Annotated in this window: 16 protein-coding genes; 6 read left to right on the forward strand and 10 right to left on the reverse strand. The window is 62.5% G+C overall.

Annotated elements, in window-relative coordinates; translation table 11 throughout:
- Nucleotides 1-82: 82 nt before the first annotated feature.
- The 3 genes from NKJ88_RS04605 to NKJ88_RS04615 form a co-directional block, all read right to left on the reverse strand.
- Entirely contained in the window at nucleotides 83-763 is a 681-nt protein-coding gene (locus NKJ88_RS04605; RefSeq protein ID WP_352443622.1) for a GNAT family N-acetyltransferase, read from the reverse strand.
- On the reverse strand, nucleotides 760-1245 hold the full coding sequence (locus NKJ88_RS04610) for a MarR family winged helix-turn-helix transcriptional regulator (protein ID WP_023687520.1): 486 nt from the start codon (nucleotides 1243-1245) through the stop codon (nucleotides 760-762). Before NKJ88_RS04610 ends, NKJ88_RS04605 begins: the two co-directional genes overlap by 4 nt.
- 394 nt (nucleotides 1246-1639) lie before the next feature.
- Nucleotides 1640-2788 carry a flavin-containing monooxygenase gene (locus tag NKJ88_RS04615; protein WP_156933273.1) on the reverse strand — a complete coding sequence of 383 codons (1149 nt, stop codon included), beginning with the start codon at nucleotides 2786-2788 and terminating at the stop codon, nucleotides 1640-1642.
- 187 nt (nucleotides 2789-2975) lie between these two features.
- On the opposite strand from NKJ88_RS04615, the gene NKJ88_RS04620 reads away from it, so the two are divergent.
- Entirely contained in the window at nucleotides 2976-4007 is a 1032-nt protein-coding gene (locus NKJ88_RS04620) for a phosphatidylglycerol lysyltransferase domain-containing protein (RefSeq protein ID WP_023687523.1), read from the forward strand.
- 33 nt (nucleotides 4008-4040) lie between these two features.
- Here NKJ88_RS04620 and NKJ88_RS04625 read toward each other — a convergent pair whose 3' ends face one another.
- Together NKJ88_RS04625 and NKJ88_RS04630 are read right to left on the reverse strand one after the other, a co-directional pair.
- Complete coding sequence (locus NKJ88_RS04625; protein WP_023681263.1) at nucleotides 4041-4802, reverse strand: ABC transporter permease; 762 nt, start codon at nucleotides 4800-4802, stop codon at nucleotides 4041-4043.
- Nucleotides 4799-5725 (reverse strand): ABC transporter ATP-binding protein, encoded by a 927-nt coding sequence (locus tag NKJ88_RS04630; RefSeq protein WP_023687524.1) that lies wholly within the window; start codon nucleotides 5723-5725, stop codon nucleotides 4799-4801. The genes NKJ88_RS04625 and NKJ88_RS04630 overlap by 4 nt, the downstream gene beginning before the upstream one ends.
- Before the next feature lie 270 nt (nucleotides 5726-5995).
- Here NKJ88_RS04630 and NKJ88_RS04635 point away from each other — a divergent pair, with 270 nt between their 5' ends.
- Complete coding sequence (locus NKJ88_RS04635) at nucleotides 5996-7357, forward strand: cytochrome ubiquinol oxidase subunit I (protein WP_023687525.1); 1362 nt, start codon at nucleotides 5996-5998, stop codon at nucleotides 7355-7357.
- A gap of 108 nt (nucleotides 7358-7465) precedes the next feature.
- Complete coding sequence (locus tag NKJ88_RS04640) at nucleotides 7466-8470, forward strand: cytochrome d ubiquinol oxidase subunit II (RefSeq protein WP_023687526.1); 1005 nt, start codon at nucleotides 7466-7468, stop codon at nucleotides 8468-8470.
- A gap of 166 nt (nucleotides 8471-8636) precedes the next feature.
- On the opposite strand, the gene msrA is transcribed toward NKJ88_RS04640, so the two are convergent.
- The 3 genes from msrA to NKJ88_RS04655 all read right to left on the reverse strand — a co-directional run bounded on the left by msrA (nucleotide 8637) and on the right by NKJ88_RS04655 (nucleotide 10539).
- Entirely contained in the window at nucleotides 8637-9362 is a 726-nt protein-coding gene (gene msrA / locus NKJ88_RS04645) for a peptide-methionine (S)-S-oxide reductase MsrA (protein ID WP_023703867.1), read from the reverse strand.
- Nucleotides 9363-9473: 111 nt separating this feature from the next.
- The gene (locus NKJ88_RS04650; RefSeq protein WP_023703868.1) at nucleotides 9474-9758 is read right to left on the reverse strand and encodes a hypothetical protein; all 285 of its coding nucleotides are present in this window, start codon (nucleotides 9756-9758) and stop codon (nucleotides 9474-9476) included.
- A 79-nt stretch (nucleotides 9759-9837) separates the two neighbouring features.
- On the reverse strand, nucleotides 9838-10539 hold the full coding sequence (locus NKJ88_RS04655) for a DUF1223 domain-containing protein (RefSeq protein WP_023726764.1): 702 nt from the start codon (nucleotides 10537-10539) through the stop codon (nucleotides 9838-9840).
- 194 nt (nucleotides 10540-10733) lie between these two features.
- On the opposite strand from NKJ88_RS04655, the gene NKJ88_RS04660 reads away from it, so the two are divergent.
- Both NKJ88_RS04660 and lepA read left to right on the forward strand, forming a co-directional pair.
- Nucleotides 10734-11105 carry an endonuclease domain-containing protein gene (locus NKJ88_RS04660; RefSeq protein WP_023681256.1) on the forward strand — a complete coding sequence of 124 codons (372 nt, stop codon included), beginning with the start codon at nucleotides 10734-10736 and terminating at the stop codon, nucleotides 11103-11105.
- Between the two features lie 139 nt (nucleotides 11106-11244).
- On the forward strand, nucleotides 11245-13050 hold the full coding sequence (lepA, locus tag NKJ88_RS04665) for a translation elongation factor 4 (RefSeq protein WP_023687530.1): 1806 nt from the start codon (nucleotides 11245-11247) through the stop codon (nucleotides 13048-13050).
- A 142-nt stretch (nucleotides 13051-13192) separates the two neighbouring features.
- Here the strand turns inward: lepA and NKJ88_RS04670 are convergent, their stop codons facing one another.
- Nucleotides 13193-13780 carry a Swt1 family HEPN domain-containing protein gene (locus NKJ88_RS04670; RefSeq protein WP_031198315.1) on the reverse strand — a complete coding sequence of 196 codons (588 nt, stop codon included), beginning with the start codon at nucleotides 13778-13780 and terminating at the stop codon, nucleotides 13193-13195.
- Nucleotides 13777-14481, reverse strand: a complete 705-nt coding sequence (locus NKJ88_RS04675) for a DUF5343 domain-containing protein (protein ID WP_155921606.1) — start codon at nucleotides 14479-14481, stop codon at nucleotides 13777-13779. The genes NKJ88_RS04670 and NKJ88_RS04675 overlap by 4 nt, the downstream gene beginning before the upstream one ends.
- A gap of 184 nt (nucleotides 14482-14665) precedes the next feature.
- On the opposite strand from NKJ88_RS04675, the gene NKJ88_RS04680 reads away from it, so the two are divergent.
- Nucleotides 14666-15073, forward strand: a complete 408-nt coding sequence (locus NKJ88_RS04680; RefSeq protein WP_352443623.1) for a hypothetical protein — start codon at nucleotides 14666-14668, stop codon at nucleotides 15071-15073.
- The last annotated feature ends 177 nt before the right edge of the window (nucleotides 15074-15250 follow it).

Here is a 15250-nt window from a genome sequence, read left to right on the forward strand (position 1 = left end):
TGTGAAGCGGTTTTCCGTCCGGAATTGCGTAAAAATAAAGGCCTAGGAGCGGTTCGCCGTTTCCGTGAAACGGTGAAACGCTCTAGCCGGGGCGCTGCACGACGGCCACATTCATCTCTGCCCGCAGCCTGAAGCCGATGGACTCGTACAATCCAACCGCGTTGGCATTGCTGGCATAGGCATGCAGGTAGGGAACTTCGCCGCGCGCAAAAATTCGGTTGGCCACGAACACCGACAGCAGCCGGCCGAGGCCGCTGCCGCGAAATTCGGGATGCGAGCAGACGCCGCTGAGTTCGCTGTAGCCGGGCTGCTTCATGCGCTCGCCGGCCATCGCCGCCAGCCGGCCGTCGATTTTCACGCCCCAGAACTCGCCGAGGCTCAGCGCCTTGAGCGTGAACGGGCCGGGCTTGGTCAGTGACGCCAAAGCAAGCATCTCGGCCGCGTCGTCCTGCGTCAGCTGCTGCACACGCTCGTCCGACACGGAAGGCAATGGCGCCTCGGCAACCATCTGAACGCCGAAGGCGGTCGCGGTCGCGGTCAGTTCCGGCGGCAAGGCAATGGGGTCCGCCTGGAGCATGAACACGCTCTCACCTGCAGGAATGAGGCTTGCGAGCGCCTGCAGACTCTCAGCGTCGTCTGCCCCGGAAGCCGCGAAGGGGACGATCGAGGAGGGATAGCGCCTGGCGAGCCTGTCGCCATACGCAAAGATCCGATGCCGCGTGTCGAGCGCGCTCCAGACCGGACGATCGAGGACATGGCTCATGGCGCGACATCCTGTTTCACACGGCGGTCGAGCGGGGCCGCCGCCAGGCCGTCCTCCATTGCCGAGAGTTGTTCGAGAAGCGGCCCTGCAAGGCCTTTGCACAAGTCGGCAACGGCGTTCTCGATGCGCGGCCAAACGTCTCGCTTCGCCTTATCGACCAGGCGCTGGCCGTTCGCGGTCAGCGAGATCATCCTGCGGCGCTGGTCGTCGTTCGATGGCGCGGCCTCGACCAGCCCCAACTCGGCCAGCAGCGCCACGCTGCGCGTCACCCCCGGCTGGGTGATCCCCAGTGACTGCGCCAGCTCGCCGACAGGCAGCGGCCCGAGCCGGTCGAGCGCGGCCAGCAGAGGATACTGGCTGGACTGCACCGGCACCTCCAGCCCATCGAGCATGCGCTGCGTATCGGCCTGCAACTGCTCGCCGATACGCTTCAGCCTGCTGCCGAGGGTGAGGTAGCCAAGGGATCGAATGATGTCTTCCATGGGTGATCCGCCTGCTGGATAACCATAACATGTTATATAATGGTGCAATGAACGAGTTCAAGCGCCTGCTTTGGAGGTTGGCCGCAAGCATCTCAACTTCGTCGTCCTTGGGCGAAGCAGGAGCGAAGCTCCGTCGCGGAGACCCAGGGATCATGCCTTGGCCGTGGAAGCAGCGGAGCAGAACCTGCAACGCAGCGTAGTTCAGAAGTCACGGCATGGATCCTCGGGTCTGCGCCGTCGCTACGCTCCTTGCTTCGCCCGTGGATGACGACGGGATCGGCGTTTCAGCCAATCGCCAGGATATTCGATCCGTCTTGCAGATGCGTTGAACCACTAGTCCGCGCCATAGCAGCAGCCCGAAGTGCGCGGTGTTTCTCCGTCCAGAAGCGCTCGTCTACAACCCCTTGGCGATCTGACGGGCAATCGCTTCGGCCTGCAGGCCGGCGCTGTGAAAATAGCTGGTCAGGCTTGGCCGCATGCCGATGAACCACAGGCCGGGCTGGCCGCTCGGGGTGCCGCCATTGGCCTTCGGCACGCCCTTGGCGTCGAGCACGCCGAGATCGCCCAGCATGGCCTCCAGGCCGGTGCGATAGCCGGTTGCCGCGATCACTACATCCGGCTCGAGCACCGTGCCGTCGTTCAGCCGCACGCCGGCGCCTTCGAAAGCCGCCACCGGCGCCACCACCGAAATCCGTCCGGCCTTCAGCGCTGCGACGGCGCCGTCGTCAATGGCAATAGCGATCTGCTCGACGCCGAGCCGGCTGGCGCCGCCCTTCGGCGCCGGCGGCAGGCCGAAGCGGGTGAGGTCGCCGAACACCAGCCGCTGCGTCGCGGCAATCGCGGCATCGGCAATCCACGTCGGCAGCATCGCCATGAAACCGCCGAAGCGCGCCACGGCGACCTTGCCGATCCGTTTCGGCATCAGCGACGGACCCTGCCTGGCTGACAAGCAGATGGCCTTTGTGTCGGCACGGGCGAGGTGGTTGAGCACGTCGAAGCCGGAATTTCCGGCCCCGACCACCAGCACGCTTTTGCCCACATAGTCCTGCGCTGTGCCGAAATCGGCGGCGTGGACAAGTTTGCCGGTGAAAGTCGCCTTGCCTTGCCAGTCCGGCGTCCATGGCAAGCGGTCGCGGCCGGTGGCGACGATGACATTGCGGGCGCTCAGCGTTTCCCGGCCCGTATGGACGAGCCAGCCATTGCCTCTGCGTCCGATCCGCTCGGCGGCGGTGCCGAATTCGACCCTTACGCCGCGCGCGCGGGCAAAATCCTCGAGATAACCGACGATGGCATCCTTGTTCGGAAAGGCGGCGGTGCGTGGCGGATAGGCAAGGCCGGGCAGGGCCGACAGCGCGCGATGCGTGTTGAGGGTCAGCTTCTCGTGCCGCCCTCGCCACGGTTCGGCGATCCGCGGCTCCTTTTCAAGCACGACGACCCGCACGCCGCGCCGGCCAAGCGCGTCGGCGGCCGCCAGCCCCGCCGCTCCGGCGCCGATGACGATAACCGTATAGTCGAGTCCTTTCGGCCCCGGGACGATAGGCATCGTTTCGCTTGTCGTAGCCGCCATTCGGTCGAGATTTCCTTTCAGGTGCGCCATGGGGACCCGTCCAATATGGCACGTCCCATATGGCACAGGGGCGATATGATCGATAATGAGGTCGCGTCAATGCGACTGATTCGAGGCCTTGGGGGCAAGCCTCTGTTTATCATCGGCACGCGGAAGCTCGACCATGCCCTCCTTGCGCATCTTTCTCGACAGACTGCTGGAGGGCGCCGCAGCCAAGGTGCCGCGCCAGGATTTTTCGCATGTCGAGCGGCTGGCGCTTGTCCGCCAGCACGGCGACTTCTCGCTGGCCTATTCGACCGCCGTGCAGCAAAAACTGTCCTATTTCGGCGACGCCGACGGCTACATCGCCTTCGGCACCAAGATGAAGCACCATTTCGCGCTAGGTGACCCGGTGGCCCATCCGGCCGATCGGTCCGACTATATCAGGCGCTTTGTCGAAGCCGCCGACAGCCCGTGGTTCGTGCAGATCGGCGAACCGACGGCGCGCGTGCTGTCCGGGCTCGGCTACCAGGTCAACCGTCTCGGCGTCGACACGCGGCTGGAACTGCCGGCTCACGATTTTTCCGGCAAGCGCAACGAAACCGTGCGCTATTCCGAACGCTGGCTCTTGAAGAAGGGGTTTTCCTTTGGCGAAGGAGCGGTCTATCTCGACGAGGTCCAGCGCCTGTCGCAGAACTGGCGGGCAGACCGCATCGTCAAGCGCTGGGAGATGGCGTTCCTCAACAGGCCCTTTGCCGATCATCTCGGCATCGATATGCGCCGTTTCGTGCTCTACAGCCCGGAAGGCGAGCTCGTCGCCCTGCTCGATTTCGATCCGATGTTCAGTGGCGGCAAGGTGATCGGCTACACCACCTCGTTCAAGCGCAAGCACATCGATGCCTCGCCGCATGCCGAAATCGGGCTGACCAAATTCGCCGTCGACCGGTTTCGCAATGAGGGCATTTCTGTCGTCACGCTCGGCCTGTCGCCGATGCTCGACGTCGGAGCCAACGGCTTTGCCGAATCGAGCTTCTGGCGCAACGCCTTCGAGCGGGCCTATGAGTCGCCCTGGGTCAACCGCAGCAAGTTCAACCTCAAGGGCCAGGCGGCGTTCAAGCGCCGCTTCCACGGCGTCGAGGAACCCACCTACATCGCCTTCCGCCAAGGCAGGCTGATCGAGATGCTGGGGTTGCTGCGCCTCATCAAGGCGATCTAGCAAGAAAACGCGACGCGCTTTAGAGCGGCAGGGTCAGTTGCGCAGCCGGTAGCCGGTGCGGAAGATCCAGGCGACGATGGCGATGCAGATGGCGAGGAACACCATCGTCATGCCCAGGCTGACGGCGACCGAGACATCGGACTTGCCGTAAAAGCTCCAGCGGAAACCGCTGATCAGGTAGACGACCGGGTTGAACAGCGTCACCGTGCGCCAGGTCTCGGGCAGCATGTTGATCGAATAGAAGCTGCCGCCGAGGAAGGTCAGCGGCGTGATGATCAACAGCGGCACCAGCTGCAATTGCTCGAAGCTTTTCGCCCATATGCCGATGATGAAGCCGAACAGGCTGAAGGTCACCGCCGTCAAGACAAGGAAGGCCAGCATCCAGAACGGATGCTGGATGGTGAGCGGCACGAACAGCGAGGCCGTCGCCAGGATGATCAAGCCGAGGATGATCGACTTGGTCGCGGCGCCGCCGACATAGGCGATGACGATCTCCAGATACGACACCGGCGCCGACAAGAGCTCGTAGATGGAGCCGACGAATTTCGGGAAATAGATGGCAAAGGAAGCGTTGGAGATCGACTGCGTCAACAGCGACAGCATGATCAGGCCGGGCACGATGAAGGCGCCGTAGCTGATGCCGTCGATCTCGGTGATGCGCGAGCCGATGGCCGAGCCGAAGACGACGAAATAAAGCGATGTCGAGATCACCGGCGAGACGATGCTCTGCAGCACGGTGCGGAACGCACGCGCCATCTCGACCCGGTAGATCGCCCATACTGCTCGCCAATTCATGGCTCTTGCCTCAACAGATTGACGAAGATCTCCTCGAGCGAGCTGTTTTGCGTATCCATGTCGCGGAACTGGATGCCGGCCGTCTCGAGTTCGCGCAGCAGCGATGCGACGCCGGGGCGTTCGCTCTGATTGTCATAGGTGTAGGTCAGCTGTGTGCCATCGCCCGACAGCTCCAACGCGTAGTGCGAGAATGCATCGGGAATGGCGGGGAGCGGGTTGCGCAATTCCACGATCAGGCGCTTGCGGCCGAGCTTGCGCATCAGTTCGGCCTTGCCCTCGACCAGGATGATCTCGCCGCGGTTGATGACGCCGACACGGTCGGCCATCGCCTCGGCCTCTTCGATATAGTGCGTGGTGAGGATGATGGTGACGCCATCGTCGCGCAACCGTCGCACCATCGCCCACATGTCCTGGCGCAGTTCGACGTCGACGCCGGCCGTCGGTTCGTCGAGGAACAGGATGCGCGGCTCATGCGACAGCGCCTTTGCAATCATCAGCCGCCGCTTCATGCCGCCCGACAGCGTGATCGCCTTGGCGTCCTTCTTGTCCCACAACGACAGGTCGCGCAGCACCTTTTCGACGAAGCCCGGATTGGGCGCCTTGCCAAACAGGCCGCGGCTGTAGGTGACGGTTGCCCAGACGCTCTCGAACGCATCGATGGTCAGCTCCTGCGGCACCAGCCCGATCAGGCTGCGCGCCGCGCGGTAGTCTCGGTTGATATCATGGCCGTCGACGGTCACCGTTCCCGACGAACGGTTGACGATGCCGCAGACGATCGAGATGAGCGTCGTCTTGCCGGCGCCGTTCGGCCCCAGCAGCGCGAAAATCTCGCCGCGTTCGATGTCGAGGTTGATTTCCTTCAGCGCCTTGAAGCCGGTGGCGTAGGTCTTGGTGACCCCGGAAATCGAAATGATGGAAGGCAAATTAGTGGAAGACATGAGGCCGAAAACGACTGTTTGAAAGAGGCGGGGATTATTATTGCGCTGAATGTCGGTGCGCACGGCGGGAAGTCAATGCCGCTGCTGACAATTGTGGACAAACGTTCCCCTCTTGCCGTTTCGTCATGGGGGTATCGGGGCACTGACGGATTGATCCCATCTGCTGCGACAACGCGCCCCGCGTGACGCCAAGCCGCTTTGACCGGACCGCATCCGCCGCCTATTCTGCGCCAACAAACAGCAGCCGGAGCCCGCATGGACCCGCTCATCCTGTCGCGAATGCAGTTCGGGGCGAATATCTCGTTCCACATCCTGTTTCCGACCATCACGATTGCGCTTGGCTGGGTGCTGCTGTTCTTCAAGCTCCGCTACAACACCACCAATGATTCCGCCTGGATGCGCGCCTATTTCACCTGGGTGAAAGTGTTCGCACTGTCCTTCGCCATGGGCGTGGTCTCCGGCGTCACCATGAGCTTCCAGTTCGGCACCAACTGGCCGGGCTATATGGAAAAGGTCGGCAACATCGCCGGGCCGCTGCTTGCCTACGAGATCCTCACCGCCTTCTTCCTCGAAGCGGCCTTCCTGGGCATCATGCTGTTCGGGTTCCGCCGCGTCTCCAACCGCGTCCACACGCTGGCGACGGTATTGGTCGCCGGCGGCACCACGCTGTCGGCCTTCTGGATCATTGCGCTGAACTCCTGGATGCAGACGCCGGCCGGCTTCGAGATGATCGATGGCAAGGCGCATCCCGTCGACTGGTGGGCGATCGTCTTCAACCCGTCCATGCCCTACCGTCTGACGCATATGCTGCTTGCCTCCGGCCTGACGGTGTCGTTCCTGATCGCCGGCCTGTCGGCGCTGCGCTACCTCACCGGCGACCGGTCGGAATCGATGTGGAAGGCGCTGCGCACCGGCGTCTTCACCGCCGCCATCCTGATCCCGATCCAGATCTTCGCCGGCGACCAGCACGGGCTGAATACGCTGGAGCACCAGCCGCAGAAGATCGCGGCCATGGAGGCCAACTGGAACACCGGCCCCAACGTGCCGCTGGTGCTGTTTGCGCTGCCCGACGAGGCGGCGAAGGAAAACAAATTCGAGATCGCCATTCCCGACGGCGCCAGCCTGGTGCTGCGTCACTCCACCAGCGGCATCGTGCCGGGGCTCAACGACTATCCCGGCCTGCATCCGCCGGTCTTCCCGGTGTTCTGGGGCTTCCGCATCATGGTCGGCACCGGCATTTTGATGCTCATCGTCTCGTGGTCGGCGACCTTCTTCCTCAAGCGCCGCCACAGCCTGCCGAGGCCGCTGGCCATGCTGATGGTGCCGATGGCGCTGTCGGGCTGGCTGGCGACGCTGGCCGGCTGGTACACCACCGAAATCGGCCGCCAGCCCTGGCTGGTCACCGGCGTGCTGAAAACCGCCGACGCTATCGGCCCGGTCGCCGGCAGCCATGTCGCGCTGACGCTCGCCATCTATCTCATCCTCTATGTGCTGCTGCTGATCGCCTATCTTGGCGTGCTGGTGCACCTGGCGCTGAAGGCCGCCAAGGACGGCGATACCTCGCCGCTGCCGGGCGTCATGAAGACGGCGATGTCGCAACCGGCCGCAGCGGAGTGAGGAATGGTCCGCGTAGCGGACGAAAAGCCAACGATTTGGCTTTCCGAATGACGAACGCCCGGAGCCATAGCGAAGGGCAGAACCGTTGATGAGAGGGATGACAGACCGATGAGCTTCGACTGGCCAACCGCGCTGCCCCTGATCTTCGCCGGCCTGATGGGCCTCGCCATCCTGATCTACGTCATTCTCGACGGTTTCGATCTCGGCATCGGCATCCTGTTCTCGGTCGCCGAAGATGCCGAGCAGGACACCATGATCGCGGCAATAGGCCCGTTCTGGGATGCCAACGAGACCTGGCTGGTGCTGGCCGTCGGCCTGCTCCTGGTCGCCTTCCCGCTGGCGCATGGCGTCATCCTCACCGCGCTCTACATTCCGGTCTTCGTGCTTTTGGTCGGCCTCATCCTGCGCGGCGTCGCCTTCGATTTCCGCGCCAAGGTGCCCGCCGGCAAGAAGCATCGCTGGAACCGCATTTTCTTCCTCGGTTCCGTCATCGCCTCGCTGGCGCAAGGCTATATGCTCGGCGTCTATGTGCTTGGCCTCGATGTCGGCTTTGGCGGCATCGCTTTCGGGGCGCTGGTGGCGCTCTGCCTGTCGGCGGCCTATGCAGCGATGGGCGCTGCCTGGGTCATCTACAAGACCGAGGGCGAATTGCAGAGGAAGGCGGTGGCCTGGCTGCGGACAGCCCTGGTGCTGACCGCGCTCGGCATGGCGGCGGTGTCGCTGGCGACCCCATTCGCCAGCCCGCGCATCTTCGCCAAATGGTTCGTCTGGCCCGAAATGCTCTTTCTGTCGCCGCTGCCGATCCTGTCGGCGCTGCTGTTCCTGTGGCTGTGGCGGCAGACCTTCCACCTGCCCAAGCCCGACGACCGCCATGCGCTGCGGCCGTTCCTGACGCTCGCCGCCATCTTCGCGCTCGGCTTTGCCGGGCTTGCCTGGTCGTTCTACCCCTTCGTGGTGCCCGAGAGGCTGACCATCTGGCAGGCGGCGTCGGCGACGGAAAGCCTGGCCATCATCCTCGCCGGCACGGTGGTCGTGCTGCCGGTGATCATCTTCTATTCGTTCTATGCGTATCGGGTGTTTGGGGGCAAGGCGACGGATCTGACGTATGATTGAAGGGGAGCTGATCTCCCCCCTTGAGGGGGAGATGGCCGGCAGGCCAGAGGGGGTCGCCGCGCGTGGAGCGCTAACCTTCTTCTGCCGCAGGAGGTCGCGTCCGGTCGGACCGACCCCCTCTGTCGCCTCCGGCGACATCTCCCCCTCGAGGGGGGAGATTAGGTGCTCAGCTCTTCCCCGCCAGCACGAGCACCGGCTTCTCGCTATACAACCCCGGGAACAGCGCCTTCAAATTCGCCACCTTGGGCAGGTCGTTGTAGACGATGTAGGGGTAGGTCGGGTTCAGCGTCAGAAAGTCCTGGTGATATTCCTCGGCCGGATAGAAGGTTTTGCCCGTCTCCAGCGTGGTGACGATGGGTTTTGAAAACACCTTGGCCTGGTCGAGCTGGGCGATGTAGCTCTGGGCGATCTTCTGCTGCTCGCCATTCTCGGCAAAGATGGTCGAGCGGTACTGGGTGCCCGAGTCCGGCCCTTGATAGTTCAGCTGCGTCGGGTTGTGGGCGACCGAGAAATAGACCTGCAGCAGCTGGCCGTAGGTCACCTTGGACGGATCGTAGGTGATCTCGACCGATTCGGCGTGGCCGGTGCGGCCGCTGCCGACCGTTTCGTAGACGGCGTCATCCTTGGCGCCGCCGGTGTAGCCGGAGACGGCCTTGGTCACGCCCTTGACGTGCTGGAACACGCCCTGCACGCCCCAGAAGCAGCCGCCGGCGAAGATAGCCTTCTCGCTGCCGCTGGCGGCCTTCTCGTCCACTGCCGGCGGCGGGATCACCACCGCGTCCTCGGCCGAACGCGCCGGGCTCTGCCAGAAGGCAGCCGCCGCGGCGGCGACGATGAGCGCGGCAAGCGCGCTCTTGAAGATCGGCGTTCTCGTCCTTGCAATCCCGGTCATGTCTGATCTCCTTGATGGTGGCGAAGACTATACGACAGAACGTCCCGCCTGGTTTCTCAAATTGCCGTGCGCCGGCCCGGCCATTGTGCGGCCGGGCCATGGGACCAAGCCTTATTGCGCGGGCGCCATGGCGTCCGCCGGCTTCATCGCATCCGTTGCGGGTTTCATGGCATCGGCCGGCTTCATGGCGTCGGTGGCGGGTTTCATCGCATTCGTCGCCATTGGGTCGGCGGGCTTCATGGCACCGGTCGCCGGCGCCATGGCATCGGTCGCGGGCTTCATCGCCTCGGTGGCCATCGCCGGCTTCATGGCGTTGGCCGCTTCGTCGGCACGGGCGCCGGCGGCGAAGGTGGTCATCGAAAGCGCAAAGGCGAGCGCGGTCAGGGTCTTGTTCATGATGGTATTTCCTCCTTGAAGAGGGCGCGCGGATGCGAGCCCGGTTATGCCGCGCTAGCGGCGTTGGGTAGAAAAAGAATCAGTCGGCTGCTGCAGCCAGGATCGGCCCACCGCCCTGCGCCTGCACCAACACCGCGGTGCTCAGCCCGCCGTTCGCCGCTGGCAGCGGCAGCGTGGTGGCGTCGCCGCTCCAGCTGCCGAGTTTCTCCAGCGAGTGCACGACATTGGCATGCGGCAGCGTGCGGCCGGTGTTCTCGCCGCGCGCCACCGGCACTTCGAGGACGCCCTTGTTGTAGCGGACCAGCCAGACATCGGCGCTGCCGGCCGGCGCGGAACCGGCGCCGATGCTGATCTTGCCGCCGTCGAGCGACAGCGTCGGCCCGTTCGTGCGGCCACTTGCGGAAATCAGCTGCTCGATCTCGCCTGATGCCGCGCCCACCGCATCGGCACCGCCATTGACCACCACCTGCGGCGTGAACGGGCCGGAGCGGCCGAGCGACGGCTCATAGCGCACCTGGCGCTGGGTGAATTCCTCGCGGCCGAAAATGTCCTTCCAGCCGAGATAGTCCCAGTAGGTGACGTTGAACGACAGCGCCAGAACGCCCGGCTGGTCCTTGACCTTGATCAGATTCGCGTTGGCCGGCGGGCAAGACGAACAGCCCTGGCTGGTGAACAATTCGACCACGGTGAGCGGCTGGGCAAAGGCGGTGCCGCCAAGCATCATCAGCGCCGCGCCTGCGGCAGCCAGCATCGCGCTGCGTTTTGGGTTAAGTCCAGTCATCGGGGGTCTCCGTTGCGGCGGGTTCATCCCACACTTCGCCGCTGCCCGAGGCTTCGTTACATGGTTCACCGCTTCGTGATTGGGGGCGGACGCGTCGTTGCCTTCTCCCCTTGTGGGAGAAGGTGGATCGGCGCGAAGCGCCGAGACGGATGAGGGGTGTTCCAGCGGAGTGAGACGTTGGTTAATCTAACGTCATGCCACATCAGCCCGTCGCTCCTGCCAAACGAAACTTTGCCCGTTCGCTCCGACGTGAAATGACGGAGGCGGAAGACAAACTGTGGCACGAACTACGTGACCGCAGGCTCGATCGGATCAAATTTCGGCGCCAAGTTCCTGTTGGAAAATACGTCGCCGATTTCGCTTGTCTTGAATCACTCCTCATCATCGAGATCGATGGGAGTCAGCATGCGGACTCAGAGTCAGACCAGGCCCGTAGAACGGAACTGGAGGCGAGAGGCTTTCGTGTGTTGCGCTTTTGGAACGACGATGTCCTGAAAGACATGGACAGCGTCTGCACCACGATAATCGCTTATGTAAGGGATGTCAGTTTGCAGCCATGGCGGTGAAAGAACGCCGGCGTCAAGCTGGAACACCCCTCATCCGTCTCGGCGCTGCGCGCCGATCCACCTTCTCCCACAAGGGGAGAAGGCAAGGGCACCGCCACCCCGCTTGCCCCTGCAACCCGCCCCTGCTAAAGCGCGCGCCATGAGCACGCCTCTCGACCACATCCGCAATTTCTCCATCGTCGCCCATATCGACCATGGCAAATCCACGCTTGCCGACCGGCTGATCCAGTCCACCGGCGGGCTGGAGCTGCGCGACATGAAGGAGCAGGTGCTGGACTCGATGGACATCGAGCGCGAGCGCGGCATCACCATCAAGGCGCAGACGGTGCGGCTGAAATACCGCGCCAACAATGGCGAGGACTATATCCTCAACCTCATCGACACGCCCGGCCATGTCGACTTCGCCTATGAAGTGTCGCGGTCGCTCGCCGCCTGCGAAGGTTCGCTGCTGGTCGTCGACGCCTCGCAAGGCGTCGAGGCGCAGACGCTGGCCAATGTCTACCAGGCCATCGACAACAATCACGAGATCGTCGTGGTGCTGAACAAGGTCGACCTGCCGGCCGCCGAGCCCGAGCGCATCCGCGAGCAGGTCGAGGAGGTCATCGGCATCGACGCCTCCAACGCCGTGCTGATCTCGGCCAAGACCGGCCTCGGCATTCCCGATGTGCTCGAAGCCATCGTCCACCAGTTGCCCCCCCCGCGCGAAGGCGATGCGTCAGCACCCCTGAAGGCCATGCTGGTCGACAGCTGGTACGACGCCTATCTCGGCGTCATCGTTCTGGTGCGCATCATCGACGGCGTGCTGAAAAAGGGCGCGACCATCCGCATGATGGGCACCGGCGCAAAGCATCTGGTCGAGCGCACCGGCGTGTTCACGCCGGCCCGCATCAATGTCGACGAGCTCGGCCCCGGCGAGTTCGGCTTCTTCACCGGCTCGATCAAGGAAGTGGCCGACACCCGCGTCGGCGACACCATCACCGAGGACAAGCGCCAGACCGCGCATGCTTTGCCCGGCTTCAAGCCGGCGCAGCCGGTGGTGTTTTGCGGCCTGTTCCCGGTCGACGCCGCCGATTTCGAGGATCTGCGCGCCGCCGTCGGCAAATTGCGCCTCAACGACGCCTCCTTCTCCTATGAAATGGAAACCAGTGCCGCGCTCGGCTTCGGCTATCGCTGCGGCTTCCTCGGGTTGCTGCATCTGGAAATCATCCAGGAGCGGCTGGAGCGCGAGTTCAACCTCGACCTGATCGCCACGGCTCCATCAGTTGTCTACCGGCTGCTGCTTACCGACGGCTCGATGAAGGAACTGCACAACCCGGCCGACATGCCCGACGTGGTGAAAATCTCGGCCATCGAGGAGCCGTGGATCCGCGCCACCATCCTGACGCCCGACGACTATCTCGGCGGCATCCTGAAGCTTTGCCAGGACCGGCGCGGCATCCAGGCCGACCTGTCCTATGTCGGCAAGCGCGCCATGCTGATCTACGATCTGCCGCTCAACGAAGTCGTCTTCGACTTCTACGACCGGCTGAAGTCGATCTCCAAGGGCTACGCCTCCTTCGACTATCACCTGACCGACTACAAGGAAGGCGATCTGGTGAAGATGTCGATCCTGGTCAATGAGGAGCCGGTCGACGCGCTGTCCATGCTGGTCCACCGCACCGCGGCGGAAAAGCGCGGCCGCCAGATGTGCGAGAAGCTGAAGGAGCTGATCCCGAACCACCTGTTCAAGATCCCGATCCAGGCCGCGATCGGCGGCAAGGTCATCGCCCGCGAAACCATCTCGGCGCTCCGCAAGGATGTCACCGCGAAGTGCTACGGCGGCGACGTGTCCCGCAAGCGCAAGCTGCTGGACAAGCAGAAGGAGGGCAAGAAGCGGATGCGGCAGTTCGGCAAGGTGGATATTCCCCAGGAGGCGTTTATTCAGGCGCTGAAGATGGGAGACTAACCGGTCCGGCCTTCTGGCCGCACGTGTCGACCCGGTGGGTCGGTGCGAGCGCAAGTCCGCGTAGGAGCTGCCGAAGGCAGCGGGTCCCACCCCGGGGGGGTGCGGCAGTGCGGTGACCTAGTCGGACGCCCCGTGCGAAGCACTATTCCATCAAGCGGTACCAATTGCGGACAACGAGCTTAAGCTTCACAACGTCATCCTCACCTAAAACACCGCAATGCGCGATTGGACCTCGAAGCATGTTGAGTTGCTGTAGCACTTTTTCAACACCAACTTTGTCGTGCCTAGAGAATACCCCTCCGAATACGTCCCAGTTCGCTTTTATAATTTCGCCAAGCTCGCCAAACGTAGTGTAATCGATCATTCGGTCCGATCTCGGAATTATTCCCTCTCGGCGCTCTCGCTCCAAATTCTTCGCGGCGTTCAGCCTAACATTCTCAGGAACCTTGCTTAGCCACCAATCTGTTTCATCACTAGATTCTATCAGATCAACAATGAAACTTCTTATCTCGTTTTCCAACAAATAAAACAATTTATAGTATGACGCCATGCGGTCTGCCTGTTGTCGATTCTCGGAAGACGCTACCGAAATATAGCCCTTAATAAGAGCATCTGAAAACTTCTCAATGGCGGTTACGTGCCCCCTAACGCCTTGCTCCGCAAGCGCATTGTCTACAGCCGATCGTAGCGAAGCTCCCATTAGTAAGAAATGTTGAAGCTCTATTTTCAATTTAGCAAATTCTCTCTAATTGACCGGAAAATCGCGTTGTATACTTGTACGTCCGTTGTCTCAGGAAGGACGACGTTTATGGTGGTAACGAGATTAAATTCGTGGTTGTCGCTCTGTCTTCTGACGTCGCCTTTAGTGGCGCCATCCGTTTTGCTCGATTGATTAATTGCCGGATCTTGAGCCTTTGCTTCCTTGGCGCTTTTTGCGAATTCGTTAAAGGCGCCGAACGTGCCGAAAATCGCACTGACGATCTGGTCGCTCTTGTGTAGGCCCGTTATCTCTATAATCAGTTCTTTGATCCGATCGTCCGGCAGCCTGTGCGCATACTCGTTTCTTCTGAAAATTTCTGAAAATCCGTTTTTAAGTGCTGCGAGCGCTGCCTCCGAGCGCGTTGATTCTGACTTAAACTTGGAGTATAGGTCAGTTGGAGAGTTGTCAGAACTCAACAACCCCATTCTCTTCAGGATTGGAGGGATTGCCCTAGCACTACCACCTCGAATCTTCAGTACACTGTCCAAGAAACTTTCGTTGAACTGCTGCGGTCGCTCCGCCTCGATCAGGGCTTTTAGCGCCTCGCTTAGCCTACCGTGAGTAGGGGTGTATGGAAGATTCCCTGGGATTTCGCGCCTAGTCCCTTTCTTTTCACCCGGCGTTTGATCCGATTTTGTTGTTTCTTCTACCGGGCTCGCCTTTTCTGCCAATTGATCCTCCCGCCAATAATATTGAGGGAACTATACGCGTCCTGAAGTGCGCGATGTCAAGCTATTGCCAACCAAGTGCTTCGCACGCGAATATGTGTATCTCTGCCTCCTCCTGAATTTGCAGGATCGAGCCAACCGCATCGCAACCGTGCGGGTAGCCACGCCGACACCGGATCATGGCCGCTTGGAACCCCCCGTTGCCAGGCGCCTTTGGGAAACATCACATGCGCACCACATCAGACAGCGGCTGGGCAATGACTGCATAGCTGCCGGGTTCCTCACCTTCCTTGCCGGCGAAAGCATGCTGCTCGCCGGCAATGCGGCGGGGCTGGAGGCCAGCGTGCCCTCCTATGTCGGCGGCATCTCGCTGTGGGCGGCAGCGCTTGTCCTGATCAGCGCGGCCAACACTTTTGCGCTCTGGATGCGGCTCACCGGCTTCATCGCCGCCATCCTGTTTGTCGTGACGGCGGCCATGGTGCTGTGGGGCGCACCCTTGCTGCCGACCTCGGCGCCGCTGCCCGCCGCGGGCTATCCGTTCCTGGTGCTGGCGTTTGCCGGCTGGATCTGGACGTTGCTGAAGACGCCGAGGTGATTGCCGCGATCCGGCGGCTGGCGCCGCATGTGAAGGTTGGCGCTAATCTCCCCCCTCGAGGGGGAGATGTCGCCGAAGGCGACAGAGGGGGTCGCCTCGCGTGAAGCGCTAGCCTCCATCTGCCGCAACAAGGCAACAAGGTTGAGCCCGGTCGGACCGCCCCCTCTGGCCTGCCGG

The organism is Mesorhizobium sp. M0016 (genome assembly GCF_040324035.1).
Classification (GTDB): domain Bacteria; phylum Pseudomonadota; class Alphaproteobacteria; order Rhizobiales; family Rhizobiaceae; genus Mesorhizobium.

Coding starts and splice junctions, on each gene's coding strand:
- NKJ88_RS04660 (WP_023681256.1), top strand. CDS start 10,734: ATGCCACATCAGCCCGTCGCTCCTGCCAAACGAAACTTTGCCCGTTCG.
- NKJ88_RS04625 (WP_023681263.1), bottom strand. CDS start 4,802: ATGAATTGGCGAGCAGTATGGGCGATCTACCGGGTCGAGATGGCGCGT.
- msrA (WP_023703867.1), bottom strand. CDS start 9,362: ATGACCGGGATTGCAAGGACGAGAACGCCGATCTTCAAGAGCGCGCTT.
- NKJ88_RS04640 (WP_023687526.1), top strand. CDS start 7,466: ATGAGCTTCGACTGGCCAACCGCGCTGCCCCTGATCTTCGCCGGCCTG.
- NKJ88_RS04635 (WP_023687525.1), top strand. CDS start 5,996: ATGGACCCGCTCATCCTGTCGCGAATGCAGTTCGGGGCGAATATCTCG.
- NKJ88_RS04650 (WP_023703868.1), bottom strand. CDS start 9,758: ATGAACAAGACCCTGACCGCGCTCGCCTTTGCGCTTTCGATGACCACC.
- NKJ88_RS04605 (WP_352443622.1), bottom strand. CDS start 763: ATGAGCCATGTCCTCGATCGTCCGGTCTGGAGCGCGCTCGACACGCGG.
- NKJ88_RS04655 (WP_023726764.1), bottom strand. CDS start 10,539: ATGACTGGACTTAACCCAAAACGCAGCGCGATGCTGGCTGCCGCAGGC.
- NKJ88_RS04610 (WP_023687520.1), bottom strand. CDS start 1,245: ATGGAAGACATCATTCGATCCCTTGGCTACCTCACCCTCGGCAGCAGG.
- lepA (WP_023687530.1), top strand. CDS start 11,245: ATGAGCACGCCTCTCGACCACATCCGCAATTTCTCCATCGTCGCCCAT.
- NKJ88_RS04615 (WP_156933273.1), bottom strand. CDS start 2,788: ATGCCTATCGTCCCGGGGCCGAAAGGACTCGACTATACGGTTATCGTC.
- NKJ88_RS04620 (WP_023687523.1), top strand. CDS start 2,976: ATGCCCTCCTTGCGCATCTTTCTCGACAGACTGCTGGAGGGCGCCGCA.